The sequence below is a fragment of the Zafaria cholistanensis genome, assembly GCF_008580665.1.
GTDB classification, from domain to species: Bacteria; Actinomycetota; Actinomycetes; order Actinomycetales; family Micrococcaceae; genus Zafaria; species Zafaria cholistanensis.
In genome coordinates this window covers 163020-186439 of sequence record NZ_BKDJ01000002.1, presented here as the reverse complement: position 1 = coordinate 186439, position 23420 = coordinate 163020, and the positions used below count along the sequence as shown (strand labels likewise).

Below are 23420 nucleotides of genomic sequence, written 5' to 3'. Positions count from 1 at the left end.
CGTCCCGATGCCCGGCATGGGACGCCCCGAGAAGAAAGTCCCACGATGTCAACAACTGGCCCGATCAGGCACGCCCGGCGTGCGCTGCTGTGGCTCGGCGTGATCTTCATCCTTTGCGGTGCGATCCTCGCCACCGGTGTGGCCACCGGCAAGACAACCTGGTCCCCGAAGCTTGCGCTCGACCTTGAGGGCGGCACCCAGATGATCCTGGCCCCCAAGGTCCAGGGCGGGGACGCGGCCACGCAGGAGCAGCTGGACCAAGCCGTGGAGATCATCCGCCAGCGCGTCGACGGCTCCGGCGTGTCCGAGGCGGAGATCAGCACCCAGTCCGGCAGCAAGGTCGTGGTGTCGATGCCCGGCGTCCCCGACGCCAAGACGCGCGAGCTCATCCAGGCCTCGGCCAACATGGAGTTCCGCCCGGTGATCGTCTCCGGCGCCTGGCAGGCCACCCCGGAGGAGGAGCGCACCCCGAAGAAGGACCTCCCGAAACCGACCGCCGAGCCGGCAAACGCCTCCGACACCAACTGGATCGACGCCGACCTGTGGCAGGCCTTCGAGGCCTACGACTGCTCCACGGAGCTGTTCAGCGGCGAAACCACCTCCGGCGACCCGGCCAAGCCCCTGATTGCCTGCGAGCCGGGGACCATGGCGAAGTACATCCTGGGTCCGGTCGAGGTGCCCGGCACCGACATCGCGGACGCCTCCTTCGGCATGACGCAGGGCTCCACGGGCTTCTCCACCGGGCAGTGGGCCGTGAACCTGGTCTTCAACGGCGAGGGCGCGGCGCGCTTCGCGGACGTCACCACCCGCCTGGTCCAGCAGACCGGCGCGCAGAACCAGTTCGCGATCGTCCTGGACGGCCAGGTCGTCTCCGCTCCGACCACGAACAACGTCATCGCCGACGGCCGCGCCCAGATTACCGGCTCCTTCACCGAGGAGAGCGCCCGTGCGCTGGCCGAGCAGCTGAAGTACGGCGCCCTGCCGATCAGCTTCGAGATCCAGTCCGAGCAGCAGATCTCCGCCACCCTCGGCGCCGACCAGCTGCGCATGGGCATCATCGCGGGCCTGATCGGCCTGGGGCTGGTCGCGGTCTACTCCTTCTTCCAGTACCGCATGCTGGGCCTGGTCACCGTGGCCTCGCTCGTCGTGGCCGGGGTGCTCACCTATGCGGCGATCGCCCTGCTCGGCTGGGCCCAAAACTATCGGCTCTCGCTGGCCGGCGTCGCGGGCCTGATCGTGGCGATCGGCCTGACCGCGGACTCGTTCATCGTCTACTTCGAGCGCGTCCGCGACGAACTGCGTGACGGCCGCAGCCTGCCCTCCGCCGTCGAGACCGGCTGGAAGCGCGCCAAGCGCACCATCCTGGCCTCGAAGGCCGTGAACCTGCTGGCCGCCGTCGTGCTGTACATCGCCGCCGTCGGCAACGTCCGCGGCTTCGCGTTCACCCTGGGCCTGACAGCGGTGGCCGACCTGATCGTCGTGTTCCTGTTCACCCACCCGGTGCTGCAGCTGCTGGCCCGCACCAGGTTCTTCGGCGAAGGCCACCGCCTTTCCGGCCTGGACCCCTCGCTGATGGGCGTGGAACCGCTCTACCGCGGCGCCGGCCAGGTGCGCCGCTACAGCGCGGACGCCGGCGCGGCGCGCACCAAGCGCAACGCCGCGGCCACCAGCGAGGCCGTCCGCCGGCAGACCATCGCCGAGCGCCGCAAGGCGGAACAGGCCGCCGCGTCCGTGAAGGAGACCGACAATGCCTAATCTCGCCACCTGGGGCAATGAGCTCTACACCGGCAAGCGTTCCTACCAGTTCATCAACCGGCGCACGCTCTGGTTCTCCATCACGGGCCTGCTGGTGCTCCTGTCGCTGGTCGTCCCGGTAGCCAAGGGCGGCTTCAACCTCGGCATCGAGTTCCGCGGCGGCTCCGAGTTCACCGTCTCCTCCGTGGCCGACACCTCCGTCGGCCCCGGTGAGGCGGCCGTGCTCTCCGCGGCACCGGAGCACCACCCGCGCGTGACCAACATTGCGCCGAACACCATGCGCGTGCAGACCGACAAGCTCAGCGACGACCAGACGCTGCAGGTCGCCGAGGCGCTGGCCACGGCGTACGGGGTCACCAAGGACGAGGTCACTTCCACGTTCATCGGCCCGACGTGGGGACAGGAGGTCTCCAAGCAGGCGCTGATCGGCCTGGTCGTGTTCGTCGTGCTGGTCGCGCTGCTGATGGCCGCGTACTTCCGGACCTGGAAGATGTCGCTGGCGGCGATCGCCGGCCTGCTGGCGGTGCTCGTCGTCACTGCCGGCATCTACTCGCTCTCAGGGTTCGAGGTCACGCCCTCGGCGATCATCGGCTTCCTGACCATCCTGAGCTACTCGCTCTACGACACGGTCGTGGTGTTCGACAAGATCCGCGAAAACACCGCGAACCTGTTCGGCCAGACCCGGCGCACCTTCGGACAGCAGGTGAACCTGGCCATCAACCAGACCCTGGTGCGCTCGATCAACACCTCCGTGGTGGCGGTCCTTCCGGTCGCCTCGATCCTGTTCATCGGCGCGTTCCTGCTGGGCGCCGGCACCCTGCGCGACCTGTCGCTGGCGCTGTTCGTCGGCATCGTCGTCGGCACCCTGTCCACGATCTTCTTCCAGGCTCCCCTGTACGCGCTGCTGCGCGAGCAGGAGCCCGAGATCGCGCGCCACACCCAGCGCGTGCGCGAACAGCAGGCAGCCCCGGCGCCGACCGCCGCATAGCGCACCGGGCCCGCAGCGGGGGCGCCGGCGGATGACCCGCCGGCGCCCCCGCCGTCGTCGCGGCGCTGTTGCTATACCCTAGATTCACCGCCTGTCAGCCGGGGATGTCCCCACCGGGTCCCCGCAGGCGGTTGCCAGGCCGAAGGATCCGCCCACACGGTCCGCAGTGAAAGGAGCAGCCATGGCTGAACAGCCCGTCCACGCCGCTCCGGGGCCGCAGCCTTCGGGCCGTCCGGTGCCCGGCCGCAGGGAGCGTGCCATGTCGCGCCTGGCCAGGCTGGCCGGGCGCAACCCGTCCGGGCAGCCTCCCATCCTCGAGCCCCTGCTGCGCACCGTGCGCGCCAACAGCCCGCGCGAGGACCTGGAGCTGATCACCCGCGCCTACGCGGTGGCCGAGCGCTACCACGAGGGGCAGAAGCGCAAGAGCGGGGACCCGTACATCACCCACCCGGTGGCCGTTGCCACCATCCTGGCCGAAATGGGCATGACCGGGACCACCCTGGCCGCCGCGCTGCTGCACGACACCGTCGAGGACACCTCCTACTCCCTGGAGGACCTGCGCCGCGAGTTTGGCCCCGAGGTCGCCATGCTGGTGGACGGGGTCACCAAGCTGGACAAGGTCCAGTTCGGCGAGGCCGCCCAGGCGGAGACCGTGCGGAAGATGGTCGTGGCGATGTCCAAGGACATCAGGGTGCTGCTGATCAAGCTCGCGGACCGGCTGCACAACGCCCGCACCTGGCGCTACGTCTCCCCGGAGTCCAGCGCCAAGAAGGCCCGCGAAACGCTGGAGATTTTCGCCCCGCTGGCCCACCGGCTGGGCATGAACACCATCAAGTGGGAACTGGAGGACCTTTCCTTCGCCGCGCTGCATCCGAAGGTGTACGAGGAGATCGTGCGCATGGTGGGGGACCGCACCCCCGAGCGCGAGAAGTACCTTTCCACCGTCCGGTCCCAAATCGGCGAGGACCTGCACCAGGCGCGGATCAAGGCGACCATCACCGGCCGGCCCAAGCACTACTACTCGATCTACCAGAAGATGATCGTGCGCGGGAAGGAGTTCAACGACATCCACGACCTGATGGGAGTGCGCGTGCTCGTGGACTCCGTCCGCGACTGCTACGCGACCCTGGGAGCGCTGCACGCGCGCTGGAACCCGCTGCCGGGCCGGTTCAAGGACTACATCGCGATGCCCAAGTTCAACATGTACCAGTCCCTGCACACCACGGTCATCGGCCCCGGCGGCAAGCCCGTGGAGATCCAGATCCGCACCCACGACATGCACCGCCGGGCCGAGTATGGCGTTGCCGCGCACTGGAAGTACAAGAATCCCGCGGCCAAGGGCGAGGACGCCCCCGACGGGACGGACATGGGCTGGCTGCGCAGCCTGCTCGACTGGCAGCAGGAGACCCGCGACCCGGGCGAGTTCCTGGACTCCCTGCGGTTCGAGATCAACGCGGCCGAGGTGTTCGTGTTCACCCCCAAGGGCGAGGTCATGGCCCTGCCGGCCGGGTCCACCCCGGTGGACTTCGCCTACGCAGTGCACACCGAGGTGGGGCACCGCACCATCGGCGCCCGCGTCAACGGCAAGCTGGTTCCGCTGAACAGCGAGCTCAACCACGGCGACTGGGTGGAGATCTTCACCTCCAAGGCCGAGGGCGCCGGCCCCAGCCAGGACTGGCAGGGATTCGTCAAGAGCGCCCGGGCCCGCAACAAAATCCGCCAGTGGTTCACCCGTGAACGCCGCGAGGAGGCGATCGACAAGGGCAAGGACCTGCTCACCAAGGCGCTGCGGAAGAACAACCTGCCGCTGCAGAAGCTGATGACGCACGACACCCTCACGGCGGTCGCGCACGAGCTGCGGCACACCGACATCACCGCGCTCTACGCGGCGGTCGGCGACGGGCACACGTCCGCGCAGAACGTCATCGAGCACCTCACCGCGCTGGTGGGGCCGGCCCACGTCGAGGACACCGCGTTCGACGAGACCTCGATCGTGAACGTCCCGCAGCGGCACAAGGCCTCCGATTCGGGCGTCGTCGTCCAGGGCGCCGGCGACGTGCTGGCCAAGCTGGCCCGCTGCTGCACCCCGGTTCCGCCGGACCCCATCAAGGGGTTCGTGACCCGGGGCTCGGGTGTCTCCGTGCACCGCACCGACTGCGTGAACCTGCAGGAGCTGCTGTCGGAGCCGGACCGGATCGTCGACGTCCAGTGGGCGCCCACCAAGTCCAGCGTCTTCCTGGTGGAGATCCAGGTGGAGGCCCTGGACCGCAAGTCCCTGCTCTCCGATGTCACCCGGGTGCTGTCCGAGAACCACGTCAACATCCTCTCGGCAAGCGTGAACACCACCCGCGACCGGGTGGCCATGTCCAGGTTCTCCTTTGAGATGGGCGACACGAAGTACCTGCACCATGTGCTGAACGCCGTGCGCCGCATTGACGGCGTCTACGACGTGTACCGCACGACGGCGGGCCAGCGCCGCATCTAGCGGCCCGCCCCCGTCCCGACGGACAGGATTCGGACAGGCGGGGTGCGGTCCGGCGCAGTACGGTCCGGCGCAGTGCGGTCTGACGGGACGCGGCCTGACGGGGTGCTGCCGGATCCGGCGTCCGCGCCCAGCACCCGCTCGATCCGTTCGCGGGCCCGTGCCTTGCCGGGCCGGCGGGCCTGGCGCTCCAGCAGGTCCAGCACGGCCGGGCCCGTGCAGCCCAGCCGGGGCGAACCCAGCAGGCGGGAGAGCACCGCCAGCGCCTCCGGCTCGGCGGCCGAGAGTGCGACGTCCACCGCGGTCCGCGGCGCCGAAGTGACCGGTACCCCGCCGATCCGCACGATGTCCTCCGCGTCCAGCTTCGCCTCGCTCAGGTGCACCGGCAGCGGGTCGGCGCGCGCGGGCAAGCGGTGGAAACGGGGAACCAGCACCTCCAGCCGCCCGGGGGCCGGACCGCATCCGTGGATCCACGCGGCGCTCAGCCGTCCCACCGCGCCGTTGCGCAGCCGCGTACCGGCCAGCAGCCCCGCGGCGGCGGCCCGCAGGTGTGGGCCCTCCGGCGTCCGGGTCGGGGCGTAGGCCCGCGGCAGCACCTCCCGCACGATGCCCTCCAACGCCATGGCCGCCAGCTCCGCGGCGGCGAAGACCTGCCCGGGCAGGAAGAGCGCCGGCGGGTGGCCGGGGCACCGGATGCCCGGGCACTGGTCGCCGGAGCACGGGTCGCCGGAGTACGGGTCGCCGGGGTGGGGAAGCGGGTGGAAGGCTGGGCTGGCTGCGGGCATGGGTCCACCCTCGCAAAGGGCACCCGGACGCGCCAGGGGGCGGCCGCCGATTGTGGATATCGGCGGCCGCCCCCTGGTGCGGGGCGGACCGTTGGCTGGTCCGCCCCGCGGTGCGGCTACTGGAAGTCCGCGGCGGACTTGCGCAGCGTCTCAAGCCAGGCGCGGCGGGCCTCCAGGGCCTCCTCGGCGGCCCGGATCTTGCCTTCGTTGCCCTTGCCGCGGGCCACCTCAAGGTCCTCTTCCAGGGACGCGATGGTCTCCTCCAGCTGGGTCAGCATGCTGTTGGTGCGGGCCTTGGTCTCCGGGTTGGACCGGCGCCACTGCTCGTCCTCGGCGTTGCGCACGGCGTCCTCGACCTGGCGCAGTCCGGCTTCGGTGCGCTGCATGGCGGCCCGCGGGACCTTGCCGGCCGCCTCCCAGCGGTCGCGGATGGAGTCCAGGGACTTCTTGGCGGCGGCCAGGTCGGTGATCGGCAGCAGCGCCTGCGCCTCGGCGAGCAGCTGCTCCTTGACGGCCAGGTTCGCCTCGAACTCCTGGTCCAAAGCGGCATTGGCGTTCTGGCGGGCGTTGAAGAAGACGTCCTGGGCGGCGCGGAAGCGGGACCAGAGGGCGTCGTCGTCCTTGCGGGAGGCGCGCTTGGAAGCCTTCCACTCGTCCATCAGGCGCCGGTACTCGGCCGCCGTGTTGGCCCAGTCGGTGGAGTGGGAGAGTTCCTCGGCGCGCGCGATCAGGGCCTCCTTGGCGGCCTTGGCCTCGGCGTTGTCGGCATCCAGCTGGGAGAAGAACGCACGGCGGTGACGGTCGAAGGTGGTGCGGGCGCCGCGGAAGCGCTTCCACAGCGCATCCTCGGTGGCCCGGCCCAGGCGCGGACCGTTCTTCTGCGCGGCCTTCCACTGCTCGAACAGCTCGTTCATGCGGGTGCTGCCCTGCTTCCACTGGACCGTCGAGGGGTCCCTGCCGGCAAGTTCTTCGGCTTCGGCGACGATCGCCTCGCGCGCGGCCAGCTCCTCGGCACGGCGGGTCTCGGTGGCGGCCTGCTCGGCCTTCTGCAGCTCGGCGACCCCGGCCCGCAGGGCCTCGAGGCGGGCCTGCAGGGCGGCAAGGTCGCCGACCATGCCCTTTTCGGCGACGGCCTGGGCCAGGTGGTCCACGGTCTTGCCCATGTCCGCGCTCGGCGCCTTGGCCGCGACCCGCTGTTCAAGCAGCATGACCTGGCTGACGACGTCGTCGTGCTTGCGCACGAAGTACGCCAGCGCCTCCTCGGCGGTCGCGTCCGGGTACTGGCCCACCGGGTGCTCCTCGCCCCCGACCAGGACGAACACGTGGCCATCCTCGGTGACGCGGCCGAACTTCGCGGCCTCCTCCAGCGGCGTGCTGTAGGCCGGCGGAGCCGCCACCGGGGCGGCAGCCTTCTTCGCCGGGCGGGCGACGGCGGCCGGGGACGGGGCACCTCCGGCCACTGCAGCGGGGGAGGGCGCCGCGGGGGTTGGGGCTGGGGACGGCGCAGGAACCGCCGTGGGGGCCGCCGGGGCGGCCTCGTCGGTGGTGGCGGGCTGGACGTTGTCGTCGGATTGCTGACTGGTGGTCACCGCTGGAACTCTTTCGCTCGGATCGGCCCCGGAACCGTTCCGGGACGCAAGTATCACCGGCCACTCTACCGAGTCGCCCGGTCCGCAGGTAGTTTGCTCCGCGGCGAAGCGCCCCCGCGCCCTGGCCGGCCCCTGCGCCCCGGCCCCTTCCGTGCGGCTACGGGCACTGGGGGCGGGCGCCCCGTTTCCGGAGCGGCCGTACTGCGCTGCCGTTGCTGTACTGCGTTTGCTGTACTGCGTTCGTTGCTGTCCTGCGCTGCCGTTGCCGTACTGCCCCTAGACTGGGAGGCGCGCCGCACTGGCGGGACCTGCCGGGAAAGGCGGGCCCGCCCGTCCCGCGGCCCACGCGAACCGTTTAAGGAGTATTCGACCCATGGCACGCAAGGCCTCCCTGTCCGGCTTCCCCGAGTGGCTGCCCGCCGAACGACTCGTGGAACTGCACGTCCTGGACACCCTGCGGAAGACCTTCGAGCTCCATGGCTTCAGCAACATCGAAACGCGGGCCGTCGAGACCGTCGGCCAGCTGCTGCGCAAGGGCGAGATCGACAAGGAGGTTTACGGGCTCAGCCGCCTGCAGGCCGAGGAGGGCGAGGCCGGCAGGCAGGACCCGAACGCGCTGGCCCTGCACTTCGACCTCACCGTCCCGTTCGCCCGCTACGTGGTGGAGAATTCGGGCCACCTCGCGTTCCCGTTCCGCCGCTACCAGATCCAGAAGGTGTGGCGCGGCGAACGCCCCCAGGACGGACGCTTCCGCGAATTCACGCAGGCGGACATCGACGTCGTGGGCGACGGCGAATTGCCGTTCCGCTACGACGTCGAGCTGGCGCTGGTCATCGCGGAGGCGCTCTCCGCGCTGCCGATCGGCGAGTTCCGCCTGCGCGTGAACAACCGCAAGCTGGCCGAGGGCTTCTACCTGGGCCTGGGCCTGGAGGACACGGCCGGGGTGCTGCGCAGCATCGACAAGCTGGAGAAGATCGGTCCGGAGAAGGTCGCCGAGCTGCTCAGGACCGAACTTGGCGCCACCGCCGGCCAGGCCGCCGCGGCACTGGCGCTGGCCGGCATCCGCACCACCGACACCTCGTTCGTCGAGCAGGTCCGCGCCCTCGGCGTCGAGCACCCGCTCCTGGACCAGGGCCTGGACGAACTGGCCCAGGTGATCGGGGCCGCCTCCACGCGGGCCCCCGGACAGGTGGTTGCGGACCTCTCGATCGCCCGTGGCCTGGACTACTACACCGGCACCGTCTACGAGACCGTGCTGGTCGGGCACGAACAGCTCGGATCGATCTGCTCGGGCGGCCGCTACGAGTCCCTCGCCTCCAAGGGCAGCCGCACGTTCCCCGGAGTCGGCCTCTCCATCGGCGTCACCCGGCTGGTGTCCCGCATGCTGGCCGAGGAAACCGCCGCCGCGACCCGCTCCGTCCCCACTGCCGTGCTGGTCACCCTGGCCCACGACGACTCCTGGCCGGAGGCGCAGGACATCGCCGCCGCCCTGCGCGCCCGCGGCATCGCCGTCGAGGTCGCCGCGAAGGCGGAGAAGTTCGGCAAGCAGATCAAGTACGCGGACCGCCGCGGCATCCCCTTCGTCTGGTTCACCTCCGCCGAGGGCTCCCACGAGGTCAAGGACATCCGCTCCGGCGAGCAGGTCCCCGCGGATCCGGCGACCTGGACCCCGCCGGCCGAAGACCTGCACGTGCGGATCCTCCCGGCCGCGTCCCCGGCGGCCGTCACGGCCTAGCCGGCCCGCCGCCGCACGGCGAGGGCCACCGCGCGCACGGCCACTCCCGCGGCGAACACCGCCAGCATCGTGGCCACGCTGGCCCCGGGCAGCGTGAACGCCAGCAGCAGGCATCCGGCCAGGCCTGCGGCGTTCAGCCACCGCGGGCAGTACCACGGCCGCGGAGGCCGGGAAGGCTCCGGCTGCGCAGGTCCCGGCTGCGCAGGTTCCGGCGTCGGGATGTCCGGCCGCCGGCCGCCGGCCGGGAGCTTGCCGGTCCCGAGTTTGCCGTTCCGCCGCGGCAGGGTGAGCGCGGCGGCGTTGGCGACCGCGTAGTAGACCAGCACGCCGAAGCTGGAGAAGCCGATGATCGTGGTCGGGTCGGTGGACAGCAGCAGGACCACGACCACCGCGGCCACGGAAACCTCGGCCAGCCACGGCACCGAACGCTTCGGCGAAACGGCGGCGAAGCGGGCGGGGAGATCGCCTTCGCGGGCCATCGCGAGCGCCGTGCGGGAGATGCCGGCCAGCAGCGCCATCAGGGCCCCCAGGCTGGCCAGGGCCGCCCCGGCGGCGGCCAGCCAGGCGGGGGCGCCCAGCAGGATCACGGCCTCGCGCACCGGGGCGGTGGCCGCGGCCAGGCCGTCCACGCCCAGCAGATGGACCAGCGCGGCAGCCAGCAGCCCATAGAGGACCAGCGTGAACCCCAGCGCCAGGGCAATCGCCGCCGGGATGGTGCGCTCGGGATCCTTGACCTCCTCGCCCAGGGTGGCGATGCGCGCATAGCCGGCGAACGCGAAAAACAGCAGTCCGGCGGCCTGCAGCACGGCCCAGGCCGTTGGCTGCGCGGAGGCCGGCAGCGGCGCAGGATGCCCGGGGGAAGCGAACGATGCCGCCACGACGAACGCCAGGAGCCCCACCACCGGGGCGGCCAGCAGCCGGGCCGCCCCGGCGGTGCGGGTGATGCCGAGCAGGTTCACGGCCGTCACGGCTGCCACCGCACCGATGGCCAGCGGCACGGCGGCCCCGGGGGCCGCGTAGGTGGCGAAGGCGTGGGCCATGGCGGCACAGGAGGCCGTCTTGCCCGTGACGAACCCCCAACCGGCCAGGAAGCCGGGCCACCTGCCCAGCCGCAGTCGCCCATACAGGTAGGCTCCGCCGCTGTGCGGATGCGCGGCGGCCAGGGCAGCGACGGCCAGTGCGTTGGCCACGGCGATGCCGCCGGCGGCCAGGAGGGCGGCCCACAGCAGCCCCCCGGCGCGGGCGGCAACGGGGGAGAAGACCACGAAAACCCCGGCCCCGACCATCGAGCCGACCCCCAGGGTGGTGGCGTCGACGACGCCCAGGGAGCGCCGCAGCGGCATGGGACGGGCGGGAGGTGTGGGCATGCGGGGCCTCGTCGGCTTTCTGGGCGGAATGGACTGTCCCGGGTGCGGTGGCGGCGGCGTGGTGGCGGGGCCCGCATGAGGAAGCATCAGGCGGCGGCTCCGGCGGCCGGCGGGCAACCATCGGGCGCCGGTGGCGGTAAACTCGATCGGGATTGATCAAACCACACCGCCCCGTTGCCGCCTTGTGTTGCCGTGGGCGTTTCCCCTCCGAAAGGACCGTAGTGCTGCGCACTCATGACTTGGGATCCCTCAGGGCCGAGCACATTGGACAGACCGTGACCCTGGCCGGCTGGGTGGCCCGCCGCCGCGACCACGGAGGCGTCGCCTTCGTGGACCTGCGCGACGCTTCCGGCGTTTCCCAGATCGTGGTCCGCGACGAAGCCGACTTCCACCACCTGCGCAACGAGTTCGTCCTGCAGGTGACCGGCACTGTCGAACGCCGTCCGGAGGGCAACGAAAACCCGGCGCTGGCCACCGGCGAGGTGGAGGTCATCGCCGAGGCCGTCGTCGTGCTCAACACTGCCGCCCCGCTGCCGTTCCAGATCGACGAGCACGTCGAGGTCGGCGAGGAGGCGCGCCTGCGCCACCGGTACCTGGACCTGCGCCGCCCGGCGCCCAACGCCAACATCCGCCTGCGCTCGGAAGCCAACCGCGTCGCCCGCGAGCTGCTGCACAAGGACGGGTTCGTTGAGATCGAAACCCCGACCCTGACCCGCTCCACCCCGGAAGGTGCCCGCGACTTCCTGGTTCCGGCGCGCCTGGCCCCGGGCTCGTGGTACGCGCTGCCCCAGTCCCCGCAGCTGTTCAAGCAGCTGCTGCAGGTGGGCGGGTTCGAGAAGTACTACCAGATTGCCCGCTGCTACCGCGACGAGGACTTCCGTGCCGACCGCCAGCCGGAGTTCACCCAGCTGGACATCGAGGCCTCGTTCGTCGAACAGGACGACGTCATTGCCCTGGGCGAGTCCATCGTGAAGGCGCTGTGGCAGCTGATCGACGTCGAGATCCCGACCCCGATCCGCCGCATGACCTACGCCGAGGCCATGCACAAGTACGGCTCCGACAAGCCGGACCTACGCTTCGGCCTGGAACTGACCGAGCTTACCGACTTCTTCAAGGACACCACCTTCCGCGTGTTCCAGGCCCCGTACGTCGGCGCCGTGGTCATGCCCGGCGGAGCCTCGCAGGCCCGCCGCACCCTCGACGCCTGGCAGGAGTGGGCCAAGCAGCGCGGGGCCAAGGGCCTGGCCTACGTGTTGGTCCAGGAGTCCGGCGAGCTGACCGGCCCGGTGGCCAAGAACCTGACCGACTTCGAGCGTGAGAACCTCGCCTCCACGGTTGGGGCCAACCCCGGCGACTGCATCTTCTTCGCCGCCGGCTCCCGGCATGAGGCTCGCGCGCTGCTCGGCGCGGCCCGCGTGGAGATCGGCCACCGCACCGGCCTGATCAAGGACGGCGACTGGGCGTTCGTGTGGATCGTCGACGCACCGCTGTTCGAGGCCGCCGAGGCTGCCGTCGCTTCCGGGGACGTGGCCGTCGGCGCCGGCAAGTGGACCGCCGTGCACCACGCCTTCACTTCCCCGAAGCCGGAGTTCATCGACACGTTCGACACCGACCCGGAAAACGCCCTCGCCTACGCGTACGACATCGTCTGCAACGGCAACGAAATCGGTGGCGGATCCATCCGCATCCACCGCGCGGACATCCAGGAGCGCGTGTTCAAGGTGATGGGCATCGACGAGGAGGCCGCGAACGAGAAGTTCGGCTTCCTGTTGGAGGGCTTCAAGTACGGCGCCCCGCCGCACGGCGGCATCGCCTTCGGTTGGGACCGCGTGGTGGCCCTGCTGGCCGGCGAGGATTCCATCCGCGAAGTGATCGCCTTCCCCAAGACCGGCGGCGGCTTCGACCCGCTGACCGCCGCTCCGGCTCCCATCACCCCGCAGCAGCGCAAGGAGGCCGGGGTGGACGCCAAGCCTGAGCCGAAGAAGGCCGAGGCCAAGAAGGAAGCCGCCGAAGCCAAGTAGCACCGGCGGGCAGGCGGCGCCGGGCGCCGGCAGCGGCGCACGGCACGGACCGTTACGGTCCGGAACGACGGCGGGGCGGGTCCTACGCAGCACACGTTGCGTGGGACCCGCCCCGCCTTTGCCGTGTTCCGCCAACGGCGTCCGTCGTGGAGCCTTTCGGCCCTCAGCCCTGCGCGGCCTGCGCGGGTGGAGCCGCGTGGCCGGAGTAGCGCGGGCTGGGTTGCGCTGGGCGGGTGGCGCGGGGTGGACAGTGTGCTGTGAACGGGGCTGCTGGGGATGGGGCAGTACCGCACTGCTGTCAGGATGTGGCTGGTGGGGACCGGTATCCGCTTCCCTCTATCCATTTATATATGCTAGATCGGATTTTTGAATAGTGCCCCAGAGCGGGTCATGCCTTGAGGGAAACCCCCACCTTTCCAAAAAACAGCCCCGAGGAACGGGGCCACCGGGGAAGGGCTGCGCCGGGCGAGCCGCCATGGCGTTCCTTTCGGCGGGATATGCCCCCTCAGGGGAGAGCGTCAGGGGAGCGGCGCAGGGGAGAGGACTGCGGCTGGAAGGGACTGTGGCGGAACCTGCCGCGCGGAACCGTTCCCGGGGGGAGTGGTGCGGCGGATCGGCGGCCCGAACCGGACAGAATCGGCCAGCGCCGGCCAGCGCCGGCCAGTGAATGAGGCAGGACGGGACAGGACAGAACGGGATGGGGCAGGGCAGGACTGTGGGGGCGGAGTGGGGCACGCATCGGGCCAGGACTGCGCTTTGGCGGAACAGCCCCTCCGCCGTGGCCAGGGGAGGGCAAGGGGTGGCTGCACGGTACAGGGGGTGGTCGGCGGAGTTGGGAATCCACTCCCCTTTATTCCTATATATATTCTAGATCGGATTTTGGACTAGCCGCCCCAACCGTTGCAGCCCATCTGCAAGCCAAGCCTCCAAAAATGCAAAGAAGAGCGGGGCTTGTGCCGCGGGCGGGAAAAGACCGTCGGGCGGGACCGGGGCGGGAGGTGGCGGCGCGCTGAGGAGGGCTAAGGGGGATGCCTTGTAAAGAAAGCCTGAAGAAAAAGTGCCGCAGGGAAGGCGCCGCGAAGTGTCATGAAGCGGGTCCAGGTCAGCAGGCGCAGGTAAGCGGGTAAGCGGGTGCAGTGGGGGAGGTGCGCCGGGGGCGGGGAAGCGTGCCGGGGGAGGGGGTTGGCTCCGGCCGGCCCGCTTCCCGGTCCGGTACGGGGAGCCGGGGCGGCGCGATGGCCGAGGGCAGCGCCGCCCCGGGGCGCCCGGACTTTTGCGGCAGCAGGAATCAGGCGGCAGGGATCAGGGTGCGGCAGCGGTGATTTTTTGGCCGCCGTGCCGTAGGATCTGTTAATAATCTAGATCGGTTTCCGACTTACCACCCGGGAGGTCCGCATGCAGTCCCAGTCATACATCACGCAAGGTTCAACAAATCCAGAGACACCCGGGGGGCGGGGAGGCCGCCATGCCCGCTGAGACCGGGGGATTCCCGCGCTATCCGGGCACCTGGCAGCGCGCCCTGCTGCCCATGTGCCTGCTGGCCGGACTGGAAAACGGATCGAACCACGGATACGCCTTGGCGAAGAAGCTGGAAGAGCGGGGGTTTTCTCCGCTGAAAGGGGCAACCCTGTATCCGGCGCTGGGCAAGCTCGAGGAGGCCGGCTACATCCGCGGCGCCTGGAAGGAGGGCCGGGGCGCACCGGGCCGGAAGGTCTATGCACTCACCGCTTCCGGCCGCGAGCGGCTGCGTACCCTGCGCATGCTCTGGGACAGTTTCCAGTCCACCGTTTCCCGGCCCCACGAGCAGTAAGGCCCGCGGCAGGCGGAAACGGGGGAGAATCCGTCCCGCGGCTCCTAGCGTCCAGGACCCTCCCGCACCTCGCTTCGCTCGGCACGGGTCCCTCGGCTCCTAGACTGGGGCCGTGAATGATTTGTTCAGCGCGGCGGACGAGGACGACTTCGGGACCGGGCCGACCGGGGACATGCCGGGGCGGCCCCGGGCGCCGCTGGCCGTGCGCATGCGCCCCCGCACGCTGGACGAACTGGTCGGGCAGGCGCACCTCCTCAAGCCCGGGTCGCCGCTGCGGCAGCTGGCGGGAGCCGACGGATCGGGGCCGGCGGGACCGGCCAGCATCATTCTGTGGGGCCCCCCGGGCACGGGCAAGACGACGCTGGCGCACGTGATTGCCCGCGGCTCGGGACGGAAGTTCGTTGAACTCAGCGCGATCACCGCGGGAGTGAAGGACGTGCGCCGGGTGATGGACCAGGCGCTCACGGACCGAGACCTCCATGGCCGCACCACGGTGCTGTTCCTGGACGAGATCCACCGCTTCAACAAGGCCCAGCAGGACGCGCTGCTGCCCGGCGTCGAAAACCGGTGGGTCGTGCTGGTGGCCGCCACAACCGAGAATCCCTCCTTCTCGGTTGTCTCCCCGCTGCTGTCGCGTTCGCTGATGCTCACGCTCAAACCGTTGGAGGAGGGGGACATCCGGCAACTGCTGCTCCGTGCCGTTGCCGACGAACGTGGCCTCGGCGGCACCGTGGAGCTGGCCGGCGAGGCGCTGGAGCACCTGGTGCGGCTGTCCGGCGGGGATGCGCGGCGTTCCCTGACGGCGCTGGAGGCCGCGGCCGGCGTCGCCTGGGGCGAGGCCGCCGAGCACGGCGCCGAAACCGTCCGCATCGAGGCAGTGCACGCCGAGCGGGCCATGGATGCCGCGGTGCAGCGCTACGACCGCGCCGGGGACCAGCACTACGACGTGGCCAGTGCCTTCATCAAGTCCATCCGCGGCTCCGACGTGGACGCTTCCCTCCACTACCTTGCCCGGATGCTCGAGGCGGGGGAGGACCCGCGCTTCATCGCCCGGCGGTTGATGATCAGCGCCTCCGAGGACATCGGCATGGCCGATCCGACTGCGCTGCAGACGGCCGTCGCTGCTGCCCAGGCGGTCCAGCTGGTCGGCATGCCCGAGGCCCGCATCATCCTGGGCCAGGCCGTCGTCCACCTGGCGGCCGCCCCCAAGTCCAACGCCGCCTACAACGGGATCAACGCCGCCATCGCCGACGTGCGCGCCGGCCGCGGACAGGGCATCCCGGCCCACCTGCGCGATGCCCACTATCCGGGGGCCGGACAGTTGGGACATGGCAAGGGCTACGTCTACGCCCACGACCAGCCCCACGGCATCGCCCGCCAGCAGTACCCCCCGGACGACCTGGTGGGCCGGAACTACTACGAGCCCACGGCCAACGGGGCCGAACGTGCCATCGCGGAACGGCTGGAGCGGGTGCGCCGGATCGTTCGCGGCGGCTAGCGGCCTGCCCGGGTGCTAGGATGGATCTTTGGCTGGCAAGCCGTCCTCCTTTGCTGCGCAAGCGCAACGCCCTCGCGGGTGCCCGGGGACGCGCTGTAGTAGCAGGGGAGCGGCTTCCCCTCACTCTCCCTCCTGGAGGCCAGAGCAATTCAAGCCGCCGTACAGAAAAGGACACCCGTGGCTAACAACACCCGTGCCCGCCGCAAGGTCCGCATCTCGCGTGCCCTCGGCATCGCCCTGACTCCCAAGGCTGAGAAGTACATGGAGCGCCGCCCGTACGGCCCCGGCCAGCACGGCCGTGCCCGTAAGAAGCAGGACTCCGACTACGCGGTGCGTCTGCGCGAAAAGCAGCGCCTGCGCGCCCAGTACGGCATCCGCGAGGCGCAGATGACCCGCGTCTTCGAGGAAGCCCGCCGCACCGCCGGCCTGACCGGTGAGAACCTGGTCGAGCTGCTGGAGATGCGCCTGGACGCCCTGGTCCTGCGTGCCGGCTTTGCCCGCACCATCGCCCAGGCCCGCCAGCTGGTTGTGCACCGCCACATCCTGGTCAACGGTGCCCGCGTGGACCGCCCGTCCTTCCGCGTCACCCCGGGCCAGCTGATCCACGTGCACGAGCGTTCCGAGAAGATGGGTCCGTTCCAGATCGCCGCAGCCGGCGCCCACCGCGACGTCCTGCCGGCCGTCCCGGGCTACCTGGACGTCAAGCTGGACTCGCTGCAGGCCACCCTGGTGCGCCGCCCGAAGCGCGCCGAGGTTCCGGTGACCTGCGAAGAGAACCTCGTCGTCGAGTACTACGCACGCTAAGCGCACCACCTTCGCGTAAGCGGAAGTGCGCCATGCACACCACTGAGCCCGCGGCCCGCGCCGCGGGCTCAGTGGCATCCGCCACCGGACGGTAGTGTTGTCTACCGTTGGTAGTGCCGAACCGGAGGAGCAGTTGATATGACAGGGTCCGATATCGCCGGGCTGATCGCCGCGGGCGTCTTTGCGGTGCTGGTGGCATTGCTGGCCGTTCCCGTCTGGAAGCTGGGCAAGGTCTTTGACGAACTCCGCCTTGCCGTGCGCCAGATCTCGGAAGGCACCAGCCCGCTCCTGGAGGAGGTCACCACCACCGTGTCCACCACCAACGAGCAGCTGCGCAAGGTCGACGGGATCACCAGCAACGTTTCCGACGCCTCCGCCAACGTCACTGCCCTCTCCTCGCTGGCCGCTGCCACGCTGGGCTCGCCGCTGATCAAGGTTGCCGCGTTCTCGCACGGCGTCCGCTCCGCCCTGGCGGTCCGGCCGTCCGGCAAGGGCCGACGCAGCCGCTAGGGAGAACCACATGTTCAATCGCATCCTCTGGGTGGGCATCGGTGTTGGCATCGGTGCCCTGGCCGCACGCAAAATCATCCGGGTCCGGGACGCCGCTTCGGCCGAGGGCCTCAACCGCACCGTCGCCCGCCTGGCCGACGGATTCCATGATGTCGCCGGCGCGTTCCGGGAGGGCATGGCCAGCCGGGAAACCGAACTGCGCTCCGCCCTCGGGATCGCCGACGCCGACGCCACCCCGGGCACCCGCCGCCGCTAGGCCCGGACCCACGACCTACCCCGAACCACGAAGGGACCAAAGGACACAATGAAATCGCAGGACATCGCCCGCCGGTGGATCGACTTCTTCGTCGCCAAGGGACACACCGCCGTGCCGAGCGCCTCGCTGGTCTCCAGCGACCCCTCCCTGCTGTTCACGGTGGCCGGCATGGTTCCATTCATCCCGTACCTCACCGCCCGCGAAGAGCCGCCCTACACCCGTGCCACCAGCGTGCAGAAGTGCATCCGCACCGGCGACATCGACGAGGTCGGCAAGACCGTCCGCCACGGCACCTTCTTCCAGATGTGCGGCAACTTCTCCTTCGGTGACTACTTCAAGGAAGGGGCCATCTCCTACGCGTGGGAGCTGCTGACCACCCCCGTGGAGCAGGGCGGCTTCGGCCTGCCGCAGGAGCGGCTGTGGGTCACCGTCTACCACGAGGACGACGAGGCCCTGGCGATCTGGCGCGACAAGATCGGCGTTCCCGCCGAGCGCATCCAGAAATTCGGCAAGAAGGACAACTACTGGTCCACCGGCCAGCCCGGTCCCGCCGGCCCCTGCTCCGAGATCTTCTACGACCGGGGCCCCGCCTACGGCATCGAGGGCGGGCCCGAGGCCGACGACACCCGCTACGTGGAGATCTGGAACCTGGTCTTCATGCAGTACCAGCGCGGCGAGGGGATCGGCAAGGAAGACTTCGAGATCCTCGGCGAGCTGCCGAAGAAAAACATCGACACCGGCCTGGGCCTCGAGCGCCTGGCGATGATCCTGCAGGGCGTCGAGAACATGTACGAGACGGACCAGGTCCGTCCGGTGCTGGACAAGGCCGCCGAGCTCTCCGGCAAGGAGTACACCTCCACCGAGGACCCCGCCGATCCCCACCACGCCGACGACGTGCGCATGCGCGTGGTCGCCGACCACGTCCGTTCCGCCCTGATGCTGATCTCCGACGGCGTGGTGCCCTCCAACGAGGGCCGCGGCTACGTGCTGCGCCGCCTGATCCGCCGCGCGGTGCGCGCCATGCGCCTGCTGGGCGTCGAGACCGCCGTGCTGCCCGAGCTGCTTCCGGCCTCCCGCGACGCGATGAAGGGTGTCTACCCGGAGGTGGAGACCGATTTCGCGCGCATTTCCCGCATCGCCTACGCCGAGGAGAAGGCGTTCCTGCGCACCATCGCCAGCGGCACCGCGCGCCTGGAGGAGGCCGTCGTGGCCTCCAAGGCGGCCGGCACCCAGCTCTCGGGCGAGGAGGCGTTCACGCTGCACGACACCTACGGCTTCCCGATCGACCTGACCCTGGAGATGGCCGCCGAGGCCGGCCTGGCCGTCGACGAGCCGACCTTCCGCAAGCTGATGACCGAACAGCGCGAACGCGCCCAGAAGGACGCCCGCCAGAAGAAGGCCGGCCACGCCGACCTGACGGTCTTCACCCAGCTGCATTCGGCCGGCGACGTCGTCTTCACCGGGTACGACGAACTTTCCACCGAGTCCGCCGTCCGCGGCATCGTCCGCAGCGGCGAGCTGGTTCCCTTCGCCACCCAGGGCGAGGAGATCGAGCTGGTCCTGAACGAGACCCCCTTCTACGCGGAGGCGGGCGGCCAGGCCGGCGACGTCGGCCTGATCACCGGCGACGGCTTCGTCGTCGAGGTCCTCGACGTGCAGGCGCCGATCAGGGGCCTGAACGTGCACCGCGCGATCGTGCGTGAAGGCGAACTGCCCTCCGACGCTCGCGTCCTGGCCGAGGTGGACCGGCAGCGGCGCCACTCCGGGGAGCAGGCCCACTCCGCCACGCACATCATCCACGCCGCCCTGCACCAGATCCTGGGTCCGGAGGCGCTGCAGTCCGGTTCCTTCAACAAGGCCGGCTACCTGCGCTTCGACTTCACCTGGAGCGAAGGCATGAGCGCCGCAGCCCGCAGCGAGGTCGAAGAGGTCGCGAACCTCGCGATCCGCAACAACCACGAGGTCCTCACCCGCGTCATGCCGCTGGCCGAGGCCAAGGCCCTGGGCGCAACGAGCCTGTTCGGCGAGAAGTACGGCAACACCGTGCGGGTGGTCGAGATGGACGGCGCCTGGTCCCGCGAGTTCTGCGGCGGCACGCACGTGGCCTCCACCGCCCAGATCGGCCAGCTGACCCTCCTGGGCGAGCAGTCGGTCGGATCGGGCAACCGCCGCGTCGAGGCCCTGGTCGGCATGGAGGCGTTCCGCCACGGGGCCGCCGAGCGCGCCCTGGTCTCCGAGCTGTCCGAGATGTTCCGGGTGCCCTCCAACCAGCTGGCCGAGCGCGTCTCCGCGACCGTGGCCAAGCTCAGGGCCGCCGAAAAGGAACTCGAAAGGCTGCGCAAGGAGCAGCTGGCCGCCGAGGCAGGGCGCCTGCTGACCCAGTCCCTCGACGTCGCCGGGGTGCGCGTCCTGGCGCACGACGCCGGCGCGGTTGCCTCCGCGGACGACCTGCGCGGCCTGGCGCTGGACCTGCGCGGCCGCCTCGGGTCGGAGGCCGCCACGGTGGCCCTCGCCGGTGTGGCCAACGGACGCCCGCTCGTGCTGGTCGCCACCAACGAGGCGGCCCGCGGCGCCGGCGTCAAGGCGGGTGCCCTGGTGCGCACTGCCGCCGGGATCCTCGGCGGCGGCGGCGGCGGCAAGGACGACGTTGCCCAGGGCGGCGGGCAGGACGCGGCGAAGATCGCCGACGCGCTGGCCGCCGTCGTCCGCCAGATCGCGGAGCGGTCCTGACGGCGGAGGCGGGCTTCCCGCGGGGGGTCAAGCTCGGCGTCGACGTGGGCCTGGCCCGCGTCGGGGTCGCGGCCTGCGACCCCGACGGGATGCTGGCGACCCCCCTGAAGACCCTGCGCAGGGACGAGAAGAAGGGCAGCGACCTGCGGGCGCTGGCCTTCCTCGCCGCGGAGCGGGACGCGGTACAGGTGTTCGTGGGACTTCCCCGGTCCCTGGGCGGGGGGGACACCGAGTCCACCCGGATGGCCCGCGCCTACGCCGAGGCGCTGGCCGTGGAGCTGCGGACGGCAGGATCCGGCGCCGCGGTGCGCCTGATCGACGAGCGGCTGACCACGGTCAGCGCCCACCGGGCGCTGCGCGAGGCGGGACTGGACGGGCGCAGGCACCGCCAGGTCGTGGACCAGGTGGCGGCCGCCGATATCCTGCAGCAGGCCCTTGATATGCAAAAATCACTTCAACGGGACGTGGGAATTCCCGTGGATGATGGCTTGCGCCCGCATGACGGACGATGACTGAAGGACGGCTCCCGTGACCGAGAGGTACCCCCTGAGCAGCGCCGGTGCGGCATCCGAGCAGTCGGGCCCGCCCTTCCGCAGGCTGTCCACCGGACGGCGCCGGCTTGAGCCGACCGCCCCTTACGATGCCGCGCCCGATGAGGCCGCACCCTATGGCGCCGCCCCGGACGGGGCTGCGGGGAGGGACCTTGACGTCTCCGGACAGGGCCTGACGCCCGCACCGCCGTCGGCCGGGGTCTCCCTGGCCCCGGTGCCGGCCGCCCCCACCGCGGCCATGCCTGCCGCCGCGGCCTCGCCGCGCCGCCGGGCACGGCAGGCCCGCGAGCAGGAGACGGCGACCGGCCCCCTGCAGACGCTGGAACGGCACCCCGGGCCCGTGGCCGTCTCTTCCGAACCGGAGGGCCCCCCCGACCCCGCGGCCGGGCCGTCCTTCGACGGCCCTCACGACGCGGGCCACCACGAGCACCGGAACCACGAGCACCGGAACCACGCCGTCCGGCTCGGCCACGCGGGCCGCAGCCAGCCTGCCGGGGACGGCCCCGCCCCCGGACACGTCCTGGACGAGGGCTACGACGACGGCCACGGCCGCGAGCACGTGTTCCTCCCCGGCCACCGCAGCGCCCCCAGCGTGCGCCGCCAGCGGCGCCGCCGGCGCAACATCGTCATGCTGGTGGTCCTGGGCATCTTCGTGCTCGGGGTCGTCGGCATGGCCACCTTCATCAAGCAGATCATCCCCGCCCCGGCCGTGGACTACCCGGGCCCGGGCACCGGAGAGGTCACCTTCACCGTCGAGGGCGGCTGGGGGCCGATCCAGATCGGGCGGCGCCTGGCCGAACAGGACATCGTCGCCAGCGAGGACCTCTTCCTCGAGGCTTTGGGCCAGGTGGAGGCCGAGAGCAGGGAAATCCACCCCGGGGAGTACCAGCTCAAGCACCAGATGCGCGCGATCGACGCCGCCACCGTGCTGGTCGGCGGCGACAACGCCAAGGTCCACTACGTGGCGATCAAGCAGAACGTGCGCACCGGCGCCGTGTTCACGGAGATCAGTGCCGCCACCGGCATCCCCGCCGCCGAACTGGAGAAGCTCAACACCCAGCCCGAGCTGTTCGGCCTGGACGACTCGATCCCCACCCTTGAGGGCTACCTGCACCCGGGCGAATACAGGTTCCCGCTGGAGACCGACGCGCAGGGGATTCTGCAACTGATGGTCGACGCCACGCTGAAGGAGCTGACCGGGCAGGGCGTCACCGACCCGCAGGAGCAGTACCGCATCCTGAAGATTGCCAGCATCCTGCAGGCCGAGGCCCTGCCCGCCGACTACGCCACCGTCGCCGGCGCACTGGAGAACCGCCTGTCCCCGGACAACACGGAGACCAACGGCCTGCTCCAGGTGGACTCGACGGTGATCTACGGGCTGGACCGGTACTCGCTGCAGATGACCGCCGAGGAGAAGGCCGACGCCGGCAACCCGTACAACACCTACGTGCACAAGGGCCTGCCGCCGACACCCATCGGCTCTCCGGCAAACACCGCCATTGAGGCGGCCATCTCCCCGCAGGAGAACGACTACTACTACTGGGTCACCGTGGATTCGACGACCGGCGAAACCAAGTTCGCCCGCACCTACGCCGAACACCTGGTCAACCAGGAGCAGTTCCGCCGGTGGTGCGCGGCCAACACGGACGTCTGCAAGTGACCGCACCGGCGCAGGGACGGGCGGCGGTTTTCGGGCGTCCGATCGGCCACAGCCGCTCGCCCGTCCTGCACCGCGCCGCCTACGCCCTGCTGGGCCTCGACATTGGCTACACGGCCGTCGAGGGCGGCGAGGAGGAGGCGCCGCGGATTGCGGCGATGCTGCGCAGCGAACCGGGCTGGCGCGGGGGCTCCTTCACCATGCCGCTCAAGCACGTGATGGTCCCGCTCATGGACACCGTCTCCGACCGGGTGGCCCGGTTGGGCGTGCTGAACACCGTCGTGGTTTCGCGGGACGGGACCGGGCAGGTGCGCCTGCACGGGGAGAACACCGATGTGGCCGGGATCGTGCGCGCGCTGCGTGACGCCGGAACCACCCGCCTCTCCCGGGCCGCGGTCCTCGGTGCCGGCGGCACGGCGGCGGCCGCCACGGAGGCCCTGGCGCAACTCGGCGCCGCGTCGCTGGACTATGTGGTGCGGACCCCGGCCCGCGCGGCCGGGGTCCTGGCCCTGGCGGCGGACCTGGGCCTCGAGGCCCGGGCCGTGTCCGCGGAGGAGGCCGGGGCCCGGCTGGGGGAGTACGGGGCCGTGGTGTCCACGCTGCCCCCGCACGCCGCGGACGGCATGGTCGGGGCCCTGCGCGTGGACACCGTACCCGCGCGCACCCCGCTGCTGGACGTCGCCTACGACCCCTGGCCCAGCGTCCTGGCCGCCGCGTGGGAGGCCGCCGGCGGGCGGGTTGTCAGCGGCCTGTCCATGCTGGTGCACCAGGCCGTGGAGCAGGTGCGCCTGTTCAGCGGCGCCGGGGACGCTGACTGGGAGCGTGTCACAAACGTGATGTGTGACGCAGTGGACCTGTCCCGTCCCGCCTCCTAGCGCCGGT

At 70.8% G+C, this 23420-nt stretch carries 17 protein-coding genes; 14 read left to right on the top strand and 3 right to left on the bottom strand.

Features of this window, described 5'->3' with window-relative positions:
* Positions 1-45 precede the first annotated feature (45 nt).
* From secD to NCCP_RS03465, 3 genes are all read left to right on the top strand, one after another.
* Complete coding sequence (secD, locus tag NCCP_RS03475) at positions 46-1755, top strand: protein translocase subunit SecD (protein ID WP_149955833.1); 1710 nt, start codon at positions 46-48, stop codon at positions 1753-1755.
* Complete coding sequence (secF, locus tag NCCP_RS03470) at positions 1748-2743, top strand: protein translocase subunit SecF (RefSeq protein WP_149955832.1); 996 nt, start codon at positions 1748-1750, stop codon at positions 2741-2743. The genes secD and secF overlap by 8 nt, the downstream gene beginning before the upstream one ends.
* 181 nt (positions 2744-2924) lie before the next feature.
* Complete coding sequence (locus NCCP_RS03465; RefSeq protein ID WP_149955831.1) at positions 2925-5228, top strand: RelA/SpoT family protein; 2304 nt, start codon at positions 2925-2927, stop codon at positions 5226-5228.
* Here NCCP_RS03465 and NCCP_RS03460 read toward each other — a convergent pair.
* Positions 5225-6010: a type IV toxin-antitoxin system AbiEi family antitoxin gene (locus NCCP_RS03460; RefSeq protein WP_149955830.1), complete on the bottom strand. Its 786-nt coding sequence runs from the start codon at positions 6008-6010 to the stop codon at positions 5225-5227. The two genes, NCCP_RS03465 and NCCP_RS03460, sit on opposite strands and share 4 nt — an antisense overlap.
* A gap of 116 nt (positions 6011-6126) precedes the next feature.
* Positions 6127-7656 (bottom strand): DUF349 domain-containing protein, encoded by a 1530-nt coding sequence (locus NCCP_RS03455; protein WP_414727695.1) that lies wholly within the window; start codon positions 7654-7656, stop codon positions 6127-6129.
* A 316-nt stretch (positions 7657-7972) separates the two neighbouring features.
* Here NCCP_RS03455 and hisS point away from each other — a divergent pair, with 316 nt between their 5' ends.
* Complete coding sequence (gene hisS, locus NCCP_RS03450) at positions 7973-9334, top strand: histidine--tRNA ligase (protein ID WP_149955825.1); 1362 nt, start codon at positions 7973-7975, stop codon at positions 9332-9334.
* On the opposite strand, the gene NCCP_RS03440 is transcribed toward hisS, so the two are convergent.
* Positions 9331-10701: an APC family permease gene (locus tag NCCP_RS03440; protein WP_225873653.1), complete on the bottom strand. Its 1371-nt coding sequence runs from the start codon at positions 10699-10701 to the stop codon at positions 9331-9333. The two genes, hisS and NCCP_RS03440, sit on opposite strands and share 4 nt — an antisense overlap.
* 221 nt (positions 10702-10922) lie before the next feature.
* Between NCCP_RS03440 and aspS the strand changes: the two genes are divergently transcribed.
* The 10 genes from aspS (at position 10923) to NCCP_RS03390 (ending at position 23413) form a co-directional block, all read left to right on the top strand.
* Positions 10923-12722 carry an aspartate--tRNA ligase gene (aspS, locus tag NCCP_RS03435; protein ID WP_149955823.1) on the top strand — a complete coding sequence of 600 codons (1800 nt, stop codon included), beginning with the start codon at positions 10923-10925 and terminating at the stop codon, positions 12720-12722.
* Positions 12723-14187: 1465 nt separating this feature from the next.
* On the top strand, positions 14188-14532 hold the full coding sequence (locus NCCP_RS03430) for a PadR family transcriptional regulator (RefSeq protein WP_149955821.1): 345 nt from the start codon (positions 14188-14190) through the stop codon (positions 14530-14532).
* Positions 14533-14644: 112 nt separating this feature from the next.
* Positions 14645-16030, top strand: a complete 1386-nt coding sequence (locus tag NCCP_RS03425; protein WP_172627277.1) for a replication-associated recombination protein A — start codon at positions 14645-14647, stop codon at positions 16028-16030.
* Positions 16031-16207: 177 nt separating this feature from the next.
* Positions 16208-16834 (top strand): 30S ribosomal protein S4, encoded by a 627-nt coding sequence (gene rpsD / locus NCCP_RS03420; RefSeq protein ID WP_149955819.1) that lies wholly within the window; start codon positions 16208-16210, stop codon positions 16832-16834.
* A 138-nt stretch (positions 16835-16972) separates the two neighbouring features.
* Complete coding sequence (locus tag NCCP_RS03415) at positions 16973-17344, top strand: DUF948 domain-containing protein (RefSeq protein WP_149955817.1); 372 nt, start codon at positions 16973-16975, stop codon at positions 17342-17344.
* A gap of 10 nt (positions 17345-17354) precedes the next feature.
* Positions 17355-17600: a hypothetical protein gene (locus NCCP_RS03410; protein WP_172627276.1), complete on the top strand. Its 246-nt coding sequence runs from the start codon at positions 17355-17357 to the stop codon at positions 17598-17600.
* Between the two features lie 48 nt (positions 17601-17648).
* Entirely contained in the window at positions 17649-20330 is a 2682-nt protein-coding gene (gene alaS, locus NCCP_RS03405) for an alanine--tRNA ligase (protein WP_149955815.1), read from the top strand.
* Positions 20327-20842, top strand: coding sequence for a Holliday junction resolvase RuvX (ruvX, locus tag NCCP_RS03400; RefSeq protein WP_149955812.1), 516 nt, complete (start codon positions 20327-20329; stop codon positions 20840-20842). Before alaS ends, ruvX begins: the two co-directional genes overlap by 4 nt.
* A gap of 16 nt (positions 20843-20858) precedes the next feature.
* Positions 20859-22541 carry an endolytic transglycosylase MltG gene (gene mltG / locus NCCP_RS03395; protein ID WP_149955811.1) on the top strand — a complete coding sequence of 561 codons (1683 nt, stop codon included), beginning with the start codon at positions 20859-20861 and terminating at the stop codon, positions 22539-22541.
* A complete protein-coding gene (locus NCCP_RS03390) occupies positions 22538-23413 on the top strand; it encodes a shikimate dehydrogenase family protein (protein WP_149955809.1) in 876 nt (291 codons plus the stop codon). The genes mltG and NCCP_RS03390 overlap by 4 nt, the downstream gene beginning before the upstream one ends.
* Positions 23414-23420 lie beyond the last annotated feature (7 nt).